General features: G+C 71.6%; 12 protein-coding genes and 1 pseudogene. 9 read left to right on the plus strand and 4 right to left on the minus strand.

Features of this window, described 5'->3' with window-relative positions; translation table 11 throughout:
* Nucleotides 1–178: 178 nt before the first annotated feature.
* Nucleotides 179–2,566 (minus strand): SulP family inorganic anion transporter, encoded by a 2,388-nt coding sequence (locus ACF07B_RS37235; RefSeq protein WP_392182181.1) that lies wholly within the window; start codon nt 2,564–2,566, stop codon nt 179–181.
* A gap of 329 nt (nt 2,567–2,895) precedes the next feature.
* Here ACF07B_RS37235 and ACF07B_RS37240 point away from each other — a divergent pair, with 329 nt between their 5' ends.
* Nucleotides 2,896–4,188, plus strand: coding sequence for a hypothetical protein (locus tag ACF07B_RS37240; RefSeq protein WP_392182182.1), 1,293 nt, complete (start codon nt 2,896–2,898; stop codon nt 4,186–4,188).
* Nucleotides 4,189–4,280: 92 nt separating this feature from the next.
* Here ACF07B_RS37240 and ACF07B_RS37245 read toward each other — a convergent pair whose 3' ends face one another.
* Nucleotides 4,281–5,261 carry an ATP-binding protein gene (locus ACF07B_RS37245; RefSeq protein WP_392182183.1) on the minus strand — a complete coding sequence of 327 codons (981 nt, stop codon included), beginning with the start codon at nt 5,259–5,261 and terminating at the stop codon, nt 4,281–4,283.
* 101 nt (nt 5,262–5,362) lie between these two features.
* Between ACF07B_RS37245 and ACF07B_RS37250 the strand changes: the two genes are divergently transcribed.
* A complete protein-coding gene (locus ACF07B_RS37250; RefSeq protein ID WP_362395676.1) occupies nt 5,363–6,187 on the plus strand; it encodes an oxidoreductase in 825 nt (274 codons plus the stop codon).
* A gap of 366 nt (nt 6,188–6,553) precedes the next feature.
* Here ACF07B_RS37250 and ACF07B_RS37255 read toward each other — a convergent pair whose 3' ends face one another.
* Nucleotides 6,554–7,387, minus strand: a complete 834-nt coding sequence (locus ACF07B_RS37255) for an HAD-IB family hydrolase (protein ID WP_362395679.1) — start codon at nt 7,385–7,387, stop codon at nt 6,554–6,556.
* 572 nt (nt 7,388–7,959) lie between these two features.
* Here ACF07B_RS37255 and ssd point away from each other — a divergent pair.
* The 7 genes and pseudogenes from ssd to ACF07B_RS37290 all read left to right on the plus strand — a co-directional run.
* Entirely contained in the window at nt 7,960–9,054 is a 1,095-nt protein-coding gene (gene ssd / locus ACF07B_RS37260; protein ID WP_392182184.1) for a septum site-determining protein Ssd, read from the plus strand.
* Nucleotides 9,055–9,308: 254 nt separating this feature from the next.
* Nucleotides 9,309–10,664: a TadA family conjugal transfer-associated ATPase gene (locus tag ACF07B_RS37265; protein WP_392182255.1), complete on the plus strand. Its 1,356-nt coding sequence runs from the start codon at nt 9,309–9,311 to the stop codon at nt 10,662–10,664.
* 1 nt (nt 10,665) lies between these two features.
* Nucleotides 10,666–11,523, plus strand: coding sequence for a type II secretion system F family protein (locus tag ACF07B_RS37270; RefSeq protein WP_392182185.1), 858 nt, complete (start codon nt 10,666–10,668; stop codon nt 11,521–11,523).
* The gene (locus ACF07B_RS37275) at nt 11,520–12,302 is read left to right on the plus strand and encodes a type II secretion system F family protein (RefSeq protein WP_392182186.1); all 783 of its coding nucleotides are present in this window, start codon (nt 11,520–11,522) and stop codon (nt 12,300–12,302) included. The genes ACF07B_RS37270 and ACF07B_RS37275 overlap by 4 nt, the downstream gene beginning before the upstream one ends.
* A 213-nt stretch (nt 12,303–12,515) precedes the next feature.
* Nucleotides 12,516–12,701 carry a DUF4244 domain-containing protein gene (locus ACF07B_RS37280; RefSeq protein WP_225860790.1) on the plus strand — a complete coding sequence of 62 codons (186 nt, stop codon included), beginning with the start codon at nt 12,516–12,518 and terminating at the stop codon, nt 12,699–12,701.
* Complete coding sequence (locus ACF07B_RS37285) at nt 12,688–13,125, plus strand: TadE family type IV pilus minor pilin (RefSeq protein WP_392182187.1); 438 nt, start codon at nt 12,688–12,690, stop codon at nt 13,123–13,125. The genes ACF07B_RS37280 and ACF07B_RS37285 overlap by 14 nt, the downstream gene beginning before the upstream one ends.
* Before the next feature lie 20 nt (nt 13,126–13,145).
* Nucleotides 13,146–13,547: pseudogene (locus ACF07B_RS37290) on the plus strand (Rv3654c family TadE-like protein); the annotation flags it as partial.
* Between the two features lie 232 nt (nt 13,548–13,779).
* Here the strand turns inward: ACF07B_RS37290 and ACF07B_RS37295 are convergent.
* The gene (locus ACF07B_RS37295) at nt 13,780–16,305 is read right to left on the minus strand and encodes a DEAD/DEAH box helicase (protein ID WP_392182188.1); all 2,526 of its coding nucleotides are present in this window, start codon (nt 16,303–16,305) and stop codon (nt 13,780–13,782) included.
* Nucleotides 16,306–16,346 lie beyond the last annotated feature (41 nt).

A 16,346-nucleotide genomic window follows, 5' to 3' on the forward strand; every position in this document is an offset into this window, starting at 1 on the left:
GGCGGGGGGGGGGCGGGGGGGGGGGCCGGGCGGGGGGGGGGGGGGGCGGGGGCGGGGGGGGGGGGGGGGGGGGGGGGGGGGGGGGGGGGGGGGGGGGGGGGGGGGGGGGGGGGGGGGGGGGGGGGGGCGGGGGCGGCCCCCCCCCCCCCCCCCCCCCCCCCCCCCCCCCCACCCCCGGTCACGCCGGATGCCGCAGTTCCTCCACGACGCCCGCGTGATCGAAAGCGCCCACGTGATCGAACAGTTCGTCCCCGTCGGCCTCGGCCAGCAGATACGCCTGGGCCTCCCCGACGTGGAAGTACATCCCCTGGAGTTCGAGCGCACCCTCCCGAAGAGCGCGCGCGACGGACTCGTGTGCCCGCAGGTGCTCCAGTTGCTGCACCACGTTGGTCAGACAGAGCTGCTCCACCGCGTCGGCGGGCGCCCGTCCGGCGATCCGCGCCCACGGTCTGCCGTCGGCGGCCATCCGGTCCAGGCTCGGCCGCCCGTGCCGCAGCCACCGCTTGAGCGGAGTGAGAGTCCCACCCGGTTCCGACGCCAGCAAGGCCTGCATGGCGCCGCACCCGGAGTGCCCGCACACCGTGATGGACCGCACCTTCAGTACGTCCACCGCGTACTCGATGGCCGCGGCCACCGAGTCGTCCCCGCTCTCCTTGCCCGGCGGCGGCACGAGGTTGCCGACGTTCCGTACGACGAAGAGGTCGCCCGGACCACTGGACGTGATCATCGAGGTGACGAGCCGGGAGTCGGCACAGGTCAGGAACAGCTGGGACGGCTGTTGCCCTTCTCTGGCCAGGCGGGCCAGCTCATCGCGCACCAGGGGTGCGGTGTTGCGCTGGAACGCGCTGATTCCGCGCGCCAGTTGATGTCCGCTCGGTCTGGCCTCGCCCAACTCATCCTCCTGTCCGTCCGAAAGCGCCTCCGAGGGCTGGGGCCCGGGCTCGGCGGCGGCATGGCACTGGTGGTTCCGCCAGGGTGTCCAGGGCCGGCAGCGGCAGTGTCTGGAGTTCGCGGGTTCGGCGATCCGCGTTCCGGTCCGTCCGCCGAGATCGACCGTGCCGCCCTGGGCGATGTGGGTGCTCTGCCAGTCCTGCAGCGACTCGTATGCCGCGTGGTCCATGAACGAGCCGTCCAGCCGCACGACGACGTCCGTCCCCCGGGGCACGAGGTGCAGGGTGCGGCTGAGCCGGGGCACCGCCAGGAACGTCAACTGGCCTCGTACGTGTACGTGATGGACTCCTTCCCTCTCTTCGTGGGTGATGCGGGTGTGGCCGAGGCGTTGCAGGGCGACACCGACGGCGACGCAGACCCCCAGCGCCACGCCCTCAAGGACGCCGAGGAACACGACGCCGAGTGTGGTGACGGCGTACACCAGCACTTCGCGGTGGCGGGTGACCGTGCGGATGTGGTGCAAGGACACCATCTGGATGCCGACGGCCATCACCAGGGCGGCGAGCGACGCGAGGGGGATCAGCTCGAGGATCGGGACCATCAGCAGCGCGGCAATCACTACGAAAACGCCGTGCAGGATCGTGGAGTTCCGGCTGACGGCGCCCGCTTGCACATTCGCGGAACTTCGCACCGCGACCCCGGCAACGGGCAGTCCGCCGAGCGCGCCGGAGACGACATTGGCGGCGCCCTGCCCGAGCAGCTCCCGGTCGAGGCGGGAACGCCCCACACGGCCCTGGAGTTCCGGGCGGCCGCTCACCAGCTTGTCCACGGCGACGGCCCCGAGCAGCGACTGCACGCTGCACACCAGCGTCACGGTGAGGACGGCGGCGACGATGCCGAGCACCGGGCCCTCGGGCAGCCCGGCCAGCGCGTGGCTGCTCCAGGACGGCAGTTCGACCCTCGGCAGTGTCAGTCCTGTGAGAGAGGCGGTCAGGGTGGCTCCGGCGACGGCGACCAGCGCGGCGGGCACCTTGCGCAGTACCCGCCCGGTCCGTCCGGGAAGACGCGGCCAGGCGAACAGCAGCACCAGGGTCAGCACGCTCATCGACACCGCCGCGGAGTGCAGGCGGGCGACCTGTTCCGGCAGTCCGACGAGATTGTCGAGGACGGAGCTCTGCGGGATGCCTCCCAGCACGATGTGGAGCTGGGCCACGGCGATGGTCACCCCGATGCCGGCGAGCATGCCGTGCACGATGGCGGGGCTGACGGCCAGGGCCGTACGGGCCACGCGCAGGCAGCCGAGACCCAGCTGGGTGATTCCCGCCAGCACGGTGATGGCGCAGGTCGCGCGCCAGCCGTAGCGCTGGATGAGTTCGGCCGTGACGAGGGTGAGCCCGGCGGCGGGTCCGCTCACCTGGAGGGGTGAGCCGCCGAGCCGTCCCGCGAGCAGTCCGCCGGCGGCGGCGGCGACAAGGCCGGCCTGGAGCGGCGCGCCGGTGGCGAGGGCGATGCCGAGGGACAGGGGGAGGGCGATCAGGAAGACCGCGATCGAGGCGGACAGATCGGCGCCCGCGACACGGAAGCGTCGGGGCGGGGTCGGCGGGGGGCTGTGGGACTGGTGAACCTGCGCGGGCCGAGTCGGGTCGGCGGCGCGGGTGGGGACGCAGGCAGACATGGTTCCCGTCTCCTCCGGGGCAGCGCGGTCGCGGAACAGGTGATCCCCCGTCCTGAGGCGGCGGGGGGCGGGTCGCGGCCGTGGGTCACGGCGTGCAGCGGCGGGATTCTTCAACGCTCGGTAAACGGATCGTAATGCAGGGTAAAGGGTTGATGCTGAAAATAGGGGCAAATGGGGCATTAATTCACCCCCTGGAGTGAAGCGGGCTTTTGATCGGCTTGTCGTACTTATTCCTTTTCGGTCCCGTGAAACCTTGGCGGCGCTGCCGGTGCACAGCCGAGCCGGCGCCCCGACCGGCGCTGCCCGACCGAGGAGAAGGAGGGCCGGACATGGCCGCCACCCAGAGGATCACCGCCGGTGTGGCAGTCGCCGCGGCCTGTGCCACGGCGCTCGCCGGTTGCGCGGGCGCCGGCACGCCGTCCCGCGAACGGACGCACGGCGCGAAGAGGACGGCGGGAGTCGCGGCGCCCAAGGCGGGAGTCCGCCTGATCGGCGACGGCTCCACCTCGTACACCGGGGCGCAGCCGCATCTGCCGCGGCCCGAGCGGCTGAAGCCGGGCCAAAAGCCACCGCAGTTCGTCGTCTTCTCCTGGGACGGCGCCGGCGAGGACAGCCAGAAGCTCTTCTCCCACTTCCGGAAGCTCTCCAAGGCCAACCGGGCGACGATGACGTACTTCCTGAGTGGCGTGTACATGCTGCCGGAGGGCAAGCGCGACCTGTACCGGCCGCCACAGCACTCGCCGGGCAGCTCGGACATCGGCTTCAACGACGAGCAGGGGATCGCGGACACCGCGAAGCAGCTGCGCGGCGCGTGGCTGGAGGGCAACGAGATCGGCACGCACTTCAACGGCCACTTCTGCGGCACGGAGGCCGGGGTCGGCCAGTGGTCGGTCGCGGACTGGAAGAGCGAGATCGCCCAGGCGAAGTCGTTCGTGAAGTCGTGGAAGACCAACGCGGGCCTGAAGGGCGCGGCTTCGCTGCCCTTCGACTACGACAAGGAACTCGTCGGCGCCCGTACCCCCTGTCTGGAGGGCCGGGAGAACTTCATGAAGGCGGCCCGCGAACTGGGCTTCCGCTACGACACCAGCGGCGTCGGCGACCAGGTCTGGCCGAAGAGGAAGGAAGGGCTGTGGGACCTGTCGATGCAGCTCGTACCCTTCCCAGGGCACTCCTACGAGCAGCTCACCATGGACTACAACTTCATGGTCAACCAGTCGGGCACGCGGACTCAGGGCGACCCGGGCAAGCAGGAGTTCTGGGGCCGTCAGATGCGCGACGGGCTGCTGAAGGGCTTCGACCGCGCCTACGACGGCAACCGCGCGCCACTGATCATCGGCAACCACTTCGAGCCCTGGAACGGCGGCACCTACATGCGTGCCGTGGACGAGGTCGTAGAGCGTGTCTGCACCAGGGCCGAGGTGCGCTGTGTCTCCTTCCGGCAGTTGGCCGACTGGCTCGACGCCCAGGATCCGGCCACCCTCGGCAAGCTCCGCGGCCTCCAGGTCGGGGAGGCCCCGAAGCAGGGCTGGGCGTCGTTCCTCTCCGGACGCCCGGCCCCGGCCCCGAAGGGTGTTCCCGGGGCGCCCGCGTCCAAGCCCGGGGCGCCTGCGCCCAAGCCGTAGGGGTGCCCCGGGCCGTTCCGTCGCTCAGACGGAAGCGCCGCTTCGGGCGGTCTGTCTCTCCGTCCGAAGCGGCCTGTCGGCCGGCAGGCCGCTCACGCGGTGGCCATGGGGCTGTCACCGAGTACGAAGGCGGGGTCGACCTGTGCGGTGAGGTCCGCCCCGGTCTTGGCATTGCCCCAACTGGCGGCGTTCTTCAGGTGGAACTGCACCATCTGGCGCGTGTACCGCTCCCAGTCGCGCAGCTCGTACGTGGCGTCGGCGGCGGTCCGCAGGGCGTGCAGCGAGCGCCGGTTGTTCTCTTCGAGGGCCTCGAACCGGGGCGGGCGGCCCTTCTCCATGGCGCGTACCCAGTCGGAGTGTCCGACCGTGACCAGGAGGTCGTCACCGGCCTCCGCGCGCAGGAAGTCGATGTCGTCCTGGTTCTGCACCTTGTTGCCGACCACCCTCAGGGTGATGCCGAAGTCGCGGGCGTACTCCTTGTACTGGCGATAGACGGAGACTCCCTTGCGGGTCGGCTCGGCGACGAGAAACGTGATGTCGAAGCGGGTGAACAAGCCGGACGCGAAGGAATCGGAGCCCGCCGTCATGTCGACGACGACGTACTCGCTCCGGCCGTCGACGAGATGGTTCAGGCAGAGCTCCACGGCACCGGTCTTGGAGTGGTAGCAAGCCACCCCCACATCGGCCTCGGTGAACGGGCCGGTGACCATCAAACGGATGACGCCGCCGTCGAGTTCCACCGGCCGGGCGCAGGCGTCGTACACCGGATTGGTCTCACCGACCCGCAACAGCCGGGAGCCCTCCCCGGGCGGGGTCGTCTTGATCATCGTCTCGGCGGACGCGATACGCGGGTTGGAGCCGCGCAGATAGTCCTTGATGAGCGGCAACCGCTCACCCATGGCGGGGAGCGCCGCGGCCTCCGTCTCTTCGAGCCCGAGCGCGGCCCCCAGATGCTGGTTGATGTCGGCGTCCACGGCGACGACAGGTGCCCCCGAGGCGGCGAGGTGGCGGATGAAGAGCGACGACAACGTGGTCTTGCCGCTGCCGCCCTTCCCGACGAAAGCAATTTTCATGTTCACCAAGCGTAGTGCGATCGTCGCTCCAGGTGCTCGCGCCGCGTGAAGAAGACCACTCCTTCGTGGGGTGCGGGCCCGGGGTGCGTAATGTCGTACTCATGAGTACGACAGGTGCGGCCGCCGATCCCCTCGCGACCCTCGGTTCGCTTCCCGGGGTGGCCGATTCCGTGGAGTCCGTGCGCAAGGCTGTGGACCGGGTCTACGGACACCGGATCATGCGGCGCCGCGGCAACGAGATCACGTCCGAGGCGGCGTTGCGCGGGGCCCGTGGTTCCGCGGCGCTGTCCGGTGCGGACTGGGCCCTCGAAGAGGTGCGCCGGCGTACCGACTTCAGCTCGGGTCAGGAGGACCGTACGGTCGGCGCCGCCCTGCGGCTGACCGCCGAAGCGGGTCAGCTCCTGTCCATCTGGCGGCAGTCGCCCCTGCGCGTGCTGGCCCGGCTCCATCTGGTGGCGGCGGCCGACCGGGGCGACGCGGTGGGCCGGCCGAGGCGGAGCGGGGAGAAGGCCGACGAGCCCCTGGTGGAGTTGCCGCTGCCGGACGCGGACGAGGTCGCCGGCCGTCTCGAAGGGCTGTCCCAGCTGATCATCGCCGGCGGTTCCGCCCCGGCTCTGGTCACGGCGGCCGTCGTGCACGGCGAACTGATCGCCCTGCGCCCCTTCGGCTCCCACAACGGACTGGTCGCGCGCGCTGCCGAGCGCATCGTCCTGATCGGCAGCGGTCTCGACCCGAAGTCCATCTGTCCGGCGGAGGTCGGTCACGCGGAACTCGGCCGGGCGGCCTATCTGGCGGCCCTGGACGGTTATGTCTCCGGCACTCCGGACGGCATGGCCGCCTGGATCGCGCACTGCGGCCGGGCCGTCGAGCTGGGCGCCAGGGAGTCCGCCGCGGTCTGCGAGGCGTTGCAGCGCGGCGCCGCGTAGCGGCTGTCCGATCGCCTGGAAAAGGGTTGCGGCGGTACGAGTTCTCGTACCGCCGCTGGCATGTTCACCGGGTTACCAAGCGTCCTCGAGATATTGCCCATCAGGCCGGGAGCTTTGCCCGTCACCTGGTGCGGCTGGCCCGTAATCGACGGGTCGACGTCGCGTGGGTGCTCGATGTTCATGCTCGGTCCGTGGGGCCTGGTTGCGTTCGAAGGTGATCCTCGCGGATGTCCTTGGTCTCGCGGGCCGTAAACCCTTTGTACTCCAGGTCCGGAGGAAGCGAAACCCCTGACCACACTTCTTTACTTTTAGGTTCAAAAGGGCGAGAAATGGACTTCGCTGAAGTCGTCGCGCGCGAGTGACCGTTCACACCGCCGTCGCGCGGCGCCGGCTGGCGTACCAGACGAGCCCCGCCGTGGCCGCCGCGGCTCCTATCGCGGCCGCGGCCACGAGGGCGGGGCGAGGAGGTACGGACAGCGCGGGCAGCCGTTGCTTCAGCCGGACCGGGCGGTGGAAGTCCAGAATCGGCCATGAGCGGGCGAGCGCCTCGCGGCGCAGCGTGCGGTCCGGATTCACCGCGTGCGGGTGTCCGACGGACTCCAGCATCGGCAGATCGGTCGCCGAGTCGCTGTAGGCGTAACAGCGAGGCAGGTCGTACCCCTCGGAGGCGGCCAGCTCCTTGATCGCATCGGCCTTCGTCGGCCCGTAGGCGTAGTACTCCACCTCGCCGGTGAAGCAGCCGTCCTCTCCGACGACCATGCGGGTCGCCACGACTCGGTCGGCGCCGAGCAGTTCACCGATCGGCTCCACGACCTCGGCGCCGGACGTGGACACGATCACGACGTCGCGACCGGCCTTGTGGTGCTGCTCGATGAGTGACGCGGCCTCGTCGTAGATGATCGGGTCGATGAGGTCGTGCAGTGTCTCGGCGACGATTTCCTTGACCTGCTGGACGTTCCAGCCGCGGCACATCGAGGACAGGTACTTGCGCATACGTTCCATCTGGTCGTGGTCGGCGCCGCCCGCCAGGAACACGAACTGGATGTATGCGGTGCGCAAGGCCGCCCTGCGGTTGATCAGTCCGCCTTGGTAGAACGACTTGCTGAAGGTGAGCGTGCTCGACTTCGCAATGACCGTCTTGTCCAGGTCGAAGAAGGCCGCTGTGCGAGGCAAGGAGTGGTTTTCCACGAGGTTGAGCATAGGGCCCACCATTCGGCGTAAGGTGAGGCGCGTGGGTTTGCCTGAGAAGGCTCTCGGGTACACCATGGAAGTCACGGATCGTTCGCGACCGTGCTAACCCGGTCCGACTCCTCCCCCCCCGAGTCGGCCGTGGGGACGACCCCCGCTCTCCCCCCCGGCGGGGGTCGTCGCATGTCCGGATGGGTTTTCTCCTCCTCTGCGCGACCCCGGAGCCTCCTCGGTAGCCAGGATTCCGCGCTTTTCGCATGCCCATGATCCGTCACTGTGCGTAGTCATCGGGATGCTCTGCGGAAGTCGTTGAGTGTTCACCGGTAGGCGTGAAGGCGATATTCACAGCCGCTGAGTTGTCCACAGTTTTCGACCAAGATCCACACGATTTCCAGGATCGCTGCACCGTGATTCTCACGCGCTCCGTTCGCGGCCGGTTCATCGCCGGGTTCCGTTTGTCGGACGCGTTCGGCCGGTTCGTATCGGCCGTGCATATGGAGGCCGCTTGACGGCTCTTCACACGAGCGGGAATCACGGGGTCCTGGAGGGCCCCGCGCAAGAAGCAGCGAAGGGGGCTGGTGATCGTGGCGGGAGCCATCATCCATGACCGGCCGCCCACCGCCGAAGGGCGGCAGGGCGGACCATTGATCGTCACCGAGGATGCCGACCTCCTCGACGACCTGTTGCGCCTGTGCGCCGCCGCGGGAGCGCGGCCGGAGGTCCATCACGGGATTCCGGAACGCAGGGGCAGCTGGGAGACGGCACCTCTCGTCCTGGTCGGCGACGACGCGGCACCGCGCGTGCGGGGCGCCGCGCGGAGAAGGGGAGTCGTCCTGGTCGGGCGGGACCAGGACGACTCCGGAGTCTGGCGGCGGGCCGTCGAGATCGGCGCCGATCACGTCCTGGTGCTGCCGGACGGCGAGCAATGGCTCGTCGACCGCATCGCCGATGTGGCCGAAGGAGTCGGCCGGCCCGCTCTCACCGTCGGCGTGCTCGGCGGCCGCGGCGGGGCCGGTGCCTCCACGCTGGCCTGCGCGCTCGCCGTCACCTCGGCGCGTGAGGGGAAGCGCACCCTGCTCGTGGACGCGGACCCTCTCGGAGGCGGACTCGACGTACTCCTCGGCGGAGAGACGGCCGAGGGGCTGCGATGGCCGGCGTTCGCGGCCTCCCGCGGCAGGGTCGGCGGCGGCGCCCTGGAGGAGTCCCTGCCCCGACTGCACTCCCTGCGGGTTCTGAGCTGGGACCGGAGCGACGCGGTCACCGTTCCCCCGCAGGCGGTCCGCGCGGTGCTGGCCGCCGCCAGACGGCGCGGTGGTGCGGTGGTCGTCGACCTGCCCCGCCGCATCGACGAAGGGGTCGCCGAGATCCTCGCCCAGCTCGACATGGGACTGCTGGTGGTCCCCGCGGACCTGCGCTCCATCGCGGCGGCCGGGCGGGTGGCGTCCGCCGTCGGCATGGTCCTGCGCGACCTGCGGATCGTGGTCCGCGGACCCTGCGGGCCGGGCCTCGACGACCGCGAGGTCGCCCGTCTGCTCGACCTGCCGCTGGTGGGTGAACTTCCGGCGGAGTCCTTCCCGATGGACGGCGGGCCGCCACCGGGGAGCGCGACGAAGGGCCCGCTGGCCCGGTTCTGCAGGGCTTTCTGGGAGCGGGTTCCGGTCGAAGGAGGGGGCGTATGAGCTGGGACGCGACCCGATTGCCGCACCGTGGTGCGGCAATCGACGGCCGACCGGGAGTCAGGTCTCAGAGCGCGTACGCGGACCGCGCGCCCGTGCGGACGGACCCGCGGGACGCACACGCGACTCCTCCGGCCGGCCCGGAGGACACGCGGGACGGGCCCGGGCCGCCTCCGCCCGGACGGACCGACGCGCGGGACGGTCCCCGGCCCCATCTCTCGCGGCGGAAGGAGACACGGGGCGGCCCCGCAGACTTCCTGCCCGCAGGAACGCGGGCGTGGGACGGGCCAGGGGCCGGCCCGGACGGAGGCGCGGGACTGCTGGACGGCGTGCGCCAATGGCTGGCCGAGAACGGATCCGAACCGACCCCAGCGCGCGTGGCACAGGCGCTGCGCGCCCAGGGGCGGGTGCTCGGGGACGCCGAAGTCCTGGGCGCGGCCGAGCGGTTGCGCTCCGAGCTGGTCGGCAGCGGTCCGCTGGAACCGCTGCTCGCCGATCCGTCGGTGACCGACGTGCTCGTGTCGGCGCCCGACCGGGTCTGGGTGGACCGCGGCGGCGGCCTGGAACTCACCTCGGTGTCCTTCCCGGACACGGCGGCCGTACGACGTCTCGCGCAGCGCCTCGCGGCGGTGGCCGGCAGACGGCTCGACGACGCCCGCCCCTGGGTGGACGCCAGGCTGCCCGACGGAACCCGGCTGCACGCGGTGCTGCCACCGGTCGCGGTCGGCTCCACCTGCCTCTCCCTGCGTGTCGTACGGCCGCGCGCCTTCACCCTCGACGAACTGATGGCGGCGGGAACGGTGCCGCCCGGCGGGGACCGGGTGCTCAGAGCGCTGCTGGACGCCCGGCTGTCCTTCCTGATCAGCGGAGGCACGGGCTCCGGCAAGACGACTCTGCTGAGCGCGCTGCTGGGACTCGTGGGTCCTGGAGAGCGGATCGTGCTCGCCGAGGACTCGGCCGAACTGCGGCCCGATCATCCGCATGTGGTGCGCCTGGAAGGGCGGCCCGCCAACCAGGAGGGCGTCGGCCTCGTCTCGCTCCAGGATCTCGTTCGGCAGGCCCTGCGGATGAGACCGGACCGTCTGGTGGTCGGCGAGGTGCGCGGTCCCGAGGTCGTCTCGTTGCTGGCCGCGCTGAACACAGGACATGAAGGCGGCTCGGGGACCCTCCATGCCAACGCGGCGGCGCAGGTCCCGGCCCGGCTGGAGGCTCTGGGCACCGCGGCCGGGCTCGACAGGGCCGCGCTGCACAGCCAACTGGCGGCGGCACTGTCCGTGGTCCTGCATCTCGTGCGGGACCGGGCCGGACGGCGCCGGATCGCCGAGGTGCATGTGCTGGAACGCGACCCGTCGGGGCTGGTGGTGACGGTGCCGGCGCTGCGGTGGGGCGAGGACGCCTTCGCGTACGAGCGGGGGTGGGAGCGGCTGAGGGAGCTCCTTCGGGAGGGAAGCCAGGGATGTCGAAGTCAGGAATGCCGCGAGCCGATCGGGCTCGGGAGAGGAGGTGCCCCCGGACCGGAGGAGTACGAGGAGCCCTTCCGAGGTGATGGACGCCGAGTTCTGACAGGTGATGGACGTCGGGATGCGAACGGGGAGCGGGATGAGGGTCGGTGAGATGGCGGAGGCGCCCGTGGGAGCGGCCATGGCGTGTGCCGGGATCGCGGTATGGCTGATCGGCGGGCACGGTTCGGGCGCGCGCAGAGCCAGGCTGTTGCTCACCGGCGGTGGGGCGGTGACCGGTCCGCCCCTGTGGCAGAGGGCCCGTGTCGACTGGCACCGCCTGCGCGGTCGGCTGCGGCCCGAGGCCTGGTCGGTGGTGGCCGGAGCAGTGGTCGCGGTACTGGGCACGTCGGTTCTGCCACTTCTCCTCGGAGTGGCCGGAATGCCCATGCTGCGCCGGGTGCGGCGAGCGGGGGAGGCCCGGCGCGAGCGGGAGCGACGTGGCGACGCGGTGATCGCCCTGTGCGGCGCACTCGCCGGTGAGGTGCGGGCGGGACGTCAGCCCGGGGAGGCATTGCTCGCGGCCGCACGCGACTCGGACGGACTCGCCGGCGCACAGCCGTTGGTCCTGGCCGCGGCGAGATTCGGCGGGGATGTACCGGGTGCGCTGGCCGAGGCGGCTCGGCAGCCCGGCGCCGACGGTCTGGTGGGGCTCGCCGCGTGCTGGCGTGTGGCCGTGGACCGGGGTGCGGGGCTCGCGGCGGGACTGGACCGGCTGGAGGCCGCGCTGCGGGCCGAGCGCGATCAAAGGGCCGACATGCGTGCCCAGTTGGCTGGATCACGCTCGACGGCCTCCATGCTCGCGGGCCTGCCGGTCCTCGGTCTTCTGCTCGGCACCGCGCTCGGCGCGGACCCCCTGCACGTGCTGCTGCACACCGGTCCCGGGCTGGGCTGCCTGCTCGTCGGCGGAGTGCTGGAGGGCGTGGGGCTGTGGTGGGCGCTGCGGATCGTACGAGGAGCGGAGACGGCATGAGCGTGGAAGTTGTCCACAGGCTGGGGGTACTTGTGTGCGGAGTGCTTTTGGTCGGCACACCGGCCCGCTGGCTCGGGACGGTCCGACGGGCGAGGCGGGTGCGCGGACGGCTGGCCGCGTTGCTGCTCCCGGAACCCACGCCGTCACCGCAGCGCCATCAGGTGCGGGACTACGGCCGACGGTGGCTGCCGCTGGTGGGTGTCGGATGTGCCGGCTGGGTCCTGATCGGCGGCGTCGTCGGAGTTCTGGTCGGACTGGCGGCCGGATTCGGAGTCCGGTGGTGGCTCAGGCGGCGGAATCCGGCACCTGCGGAGGAGTACGACGTGGCCTCGGCCGCCCGCCAACTGCCTCTCGCCGCCGACTTGGTGGGCGCCTGCATCGCGGCCGGGGCGAGTCCGGTGTCAGCCGCTCGCGCCGTCGGTGTGGCGCTGGGCGGGCCGGTGGGTGAGCGGCTGGCGCGGGGCGCGGCGGAGGTGCGGCTCGGCGGCGAACCGGTGCACGCGTGGCGGAGGTTGGCGTCGCTTCCGGGCGCTCGGGGGCTGGCGCGGCTGCTGGAGCGGGCGGGCGAGTCGGGCGTGCCGGCGGCCGTGCCGGTCGGCCGGCTCGCGGCGGAGGCCCGCGCCGAGTGGGCGCGCGCCGCGACGGCGCGGGCACGCCGGGCGGCCGTCATGGTCACCGCCCCGGTCGGGCTGTGCTTTCTGCCCGCCTTTCTCGCGATCGGGGTGCTGCCCGTGGTGATCGGGCTGGCCGGCGGATTGCTGCGAGGGGGTGGTGGGTGACGGGCGGCGGCAGTCGTGACGGGTGAATGGCAACGGGCGAAGTGTCCGACAGGGCTGAATCTCAAGGAGGTTGGAATGAGCAGGACGGTGCGCGTTCTCGGACTGGAGCGAGGACGAGGACATGGACACGGTCAGGGTCAAAGGCAAGGCCAAGGCCAAGGCCAAGGCCAAGGCCAAGGCCAGAGGCAACGGCAACGACAGCGGCGTGCGCGGATGCGGGCCTGGATGCTCGCGTCCATCGCGGCGCGGAGGGACGCGGGAATGGTCACGTCCGAGTACGCGGTGGGTGTCATCGCGGCGGTGGCCTTCGCGGCCGCGCTCTACAAGGTGGTGACGAGCGGGCAGGTCGGTGAGGAACTGCAGGGCATCGTGGGGCGGGCTCTCAATGTCCAGATGTGAACGCCGTTCACGTCAGGACCGGTTGAGGGAGGGTCCGACTTCGTGCCGGGACGGTGGATTCGTCACCGCGGAGGCCGCCGTGGTCCTGCCCTCGCTGGTGCTCGTCGGCATGGCGCTCGTCTGGGCCCTGCTCGCCGCGTCCGCGCAGATCCAGTGCGTGGACGCGGCGAGGGCGGGCGCCCGGTCGGCGGCGCGCCAGGACCCGGCGGAAGCGGTCCTGGCGACGGCCCGTAGTGCGGCGCCGCCCGGTGCGAGGGTCACGGTGGGCCGGGAGGGTGACCTGGTCCGGGTCACTGTCGGCGCGAGGACACCCGGTCCTGCCGCGCTGTCCCTTGAACTGAAGGACGAGGCGGTGGCGCTGGCGGAGGAGACGGTGGGGGACGCGGACGCGGGGGACACGGCTGTGGAGGTGGACGGGAGGTGAGGAGCCGAAGTCGCCGGTGGATTCGGCGAGGGGTGTGGTCAACCGTCGGGAGGGGCTGTCGTGGGCGGTGGCGTGCGTCCCCCGACAGGGGATCGGCGACGGTGTGGACGGTGGGCGCCATCGCCGTGCTGTGTGCCGTCTTCGGAGTGGTGCTCTCGATGGGGCAGGCCGTCGTGGTGCGGCACCGGGCGGCGGGGGCCGCGGACCTGGCGGCCCTCGCCGCGGCCGATCACTGGAGCGACGGTGGCACGGCGGCCTGCGCCCGCGCGGACCGTGTGGCCCGCGCACAGAGCGCGCGGCTCGTGCGGTGCGCGGTCGAGGGCCAGATCTCGGACGTGACGGCGTCGTCCGGAACGGGACCGATCACCGCCGAGGTCAGATCGAGGGCGGGGCCGCCGGGATCTCCAGGTTCACCAGATCCTCAAGGATCTCCGGGATCTCCGGGACCACGAGGTCCTCAGGGCTCTCCGGGGTTTGCGGAGACTGTGAGTCCCCAGGGTTCCGCAGATCCTTCAGGGCGCCCCGCGCTCACTCCGCCAGACCCGGCCCGGGGCCATGAAACGCCGGACGTTCACCCGTTCAGCCCTGACGCGCCCGACTTTCACTCTTTCGGTCCTCCGCACCCGCGAACGCCGCCGTGACTCCCCGGACGGCCTACCGCGGACCCGACTCCTTGGGACCCGTCTCCTTGGGACCCGATTCCTTCTGACCCGAATGCTCCTGGCCGGGTTCCTCGGGTGCCGTTCGCAGGAGTTCCGTGAGCAGGCGTACGGCGCCTCGCTTGTGGAGTGGTTCGTTGCCGTTCCCGCATTTGGGGGACTGGATGCAGGAGGGGCATCCGGCGTCGCACTCGCACGAGGCGATGGCCTGGCGGGTGGCCGTGAGCCAGGAGCGGGCGGTGTGGAAGGCCCGCTCGGCGAACCCGGCGCCGCCCGGGTGGCCGTCGTAGACGAAGACGGTGGGCAGGAGCGTGTCCGGGTGGAGCGGGACGGAGACGCCGCCGATGTCCCAGCGGTCGCAGGTGGCGAACAGCGGCAGCATGCCGATCGAGGCGTGTTCGGCGGCGTGCAGGGTGCCGCCGAGGATCTCCGGGTTGATCCGGGCCGCGTCCAACTGGTCCTCGGTGACCGTCCACCAGACGGCACGGGTACGGAGCGTACGGGGAGGGAGGTCGAGTTTGGTCTCGCCGAGCACTTCACCGGTGATGACACGCCGGCGCAGGAAGGAGACGACCTGGTTCGTGACTTCCACGGAGCCGTAGCACAACCGGCCGTCACCCCAGGGGACTTCGACATCGGTCTCGAGGACGGCGATCGTGGTCGTGTCACGGGCGACCGTCGAGTACGGCGGGCTGGCCTCCTCGACCAGTGCGACCGAGTCCTCCAGGTCCAGCTTGCGCACCAGGTACGTACGGCCCTGGTGCAGATGGACCGCGCCCTCGTGGACCGCCGTGTGCGCGGCGCCCTCGTCGACCGTGCCGAGCAGGCGGCCGGTCCCGGCCTCGACGACCTGCACCGGGCTGCCGCCGCCCCCGCGGATGTCGGTCAGGTCGACGGCCCGCTCCCGGCGCGTCCAGTGCCAGGCCGTGGCCCGGCGGCGCAGCAGCTTCGCGGCCTCCAGCTGCGGCAGCAGTTCGGCGGCGGCGGGGCCGAAGAGGTCCAAGTCCTCGTCCGTGAGCGGGATCTCGGAGGCGGCGGCGCACAGATGCGGGGCCAGGACGTAGGGGTTGTCCGGGTCGAGGACCGTGGATTCCACCGGTTGGTCGAACAGGGCCTCCGGGTGATGGACGAGGAAGGTGTCCAGTGGGTCGTCGCGGGCGACCAGGATCGCCAGCGCGCCTTCGCCGGACCGGCCGGCGCGGCCGGCCTGTTGCCAGAGGGAGGCGCGGGTGCCCGGGTAGCCGGAGATGACGACGGCGTCGAGGCCGGAGATGTCGACGCCGAGTTCGAGGGCCGTGGTGGCGGCGAGGCCGAGGAGCTCTCCGGAGTGCAGCGCGCTCTCCAGGGCGCGCCGTTCCTCGGGGAGGTAGCCGCCGCGATAGGCGGCGACGCGCCGGGCCAGCGAGCGGTCGATCTCGGCGAGGCGTTCCTGGGCGATGACCGCGATCAGCTCGGCGCCACGCCGGGAACGTACGAAGGCGATCGAGCGCATGCCCTGGACGGTGAGATCGGTCAGCAGGTCGGCCGTCTCGGCCGTGGCGGTGCGCCGGACGGGTGCACCCTTCTCGCCGTGCAGTTCGGTGAGCGGGGGCTCCCACAGGGCGAACACGAGTTCCCCTCGCGGGGAGGCGTCGTCGGCGACTTCCACGACGGGGAGGCCGGTCAGGCGGCGCGCCGCGACCGAGGGTTCGGCGGCGGTCGCGGAGGCCAGCAGGAAGACGGGGGAGGCGCCGTAGCGGGCGCAGAGGCGGCGCAGACGGCGCAGTACCTGGGCGACGTGGGAGCCGAAGACGCCGCGGTAGGTGTGGCACTCGTCGATGACGACGTAGCGCAGGGCGCGCAGGAAGGAGGACCAGCGGGGGTGGGAGGGCAATATCCCGCGGTGCAGCATGTCGGGGTTGGTCAGGACGTAGTTGGCGTACTGGCGTACCCATTCGCGTTCCTCGAAGGGCGTGTCGCCGTCGTACACGGCTGGGCGTACGGCATTGCCCAGCGGTTGTGAAAGTTCCTTCACCGAGCGGCGCTGGTCTGCCGCCAGGGCCTTGGTGGGAGCCAGGTAGAGGGCGGTGGCACCCCGGCCGTTCGGGGCCTCGGAACCCTCCAGGAGGGCCGTCAGGACAGGGGCGAGGTAGGCCAGGGACTTGCCGGAGGCGGTGCCGGTGGCGACGATGACCGACTCGCCGTCCAGGGCGTGCTCGGCGACGCGTGCCTGGTGGGCCCAGGGGTGCTCGATACCCGCGGCCTGCACCGCGGCGATGACCTCCGGACGGATCCGGTCGGGCCAGACGGCATGGCGACCCTCTCGCGGGGGCAAGTGCTCCGTATGAGTGATGCGCGAAGCCCGGCTCGGCCCCGAGGCGAGCCGGTCCAGGACGGTGCTCGGCGAAGGGCGGGAAGTGGTGTCCGCCGTGGATCGATCGGATCGGTGATTCTTGGCCATCGGCATCGAGTGTGTCACTGGCGTGACGGACAATGGGCCCAAGGCGTCGTGCACGCCTGCCGGTAAGTGATTGAATGCCATCGCGGCTGGCGAACCGTCCCGGGGGCTCTGCCGAGGTGTCC

Origin of the sequence: Streptomyces sp. NPDC015532 (assembly GCF_043078065.1) — a bacterium.
GTDB lineage: Bacteria > Actinomycetota > Actinomycetes > Streptomycetales > Streptomycetaceae > Streptomyces.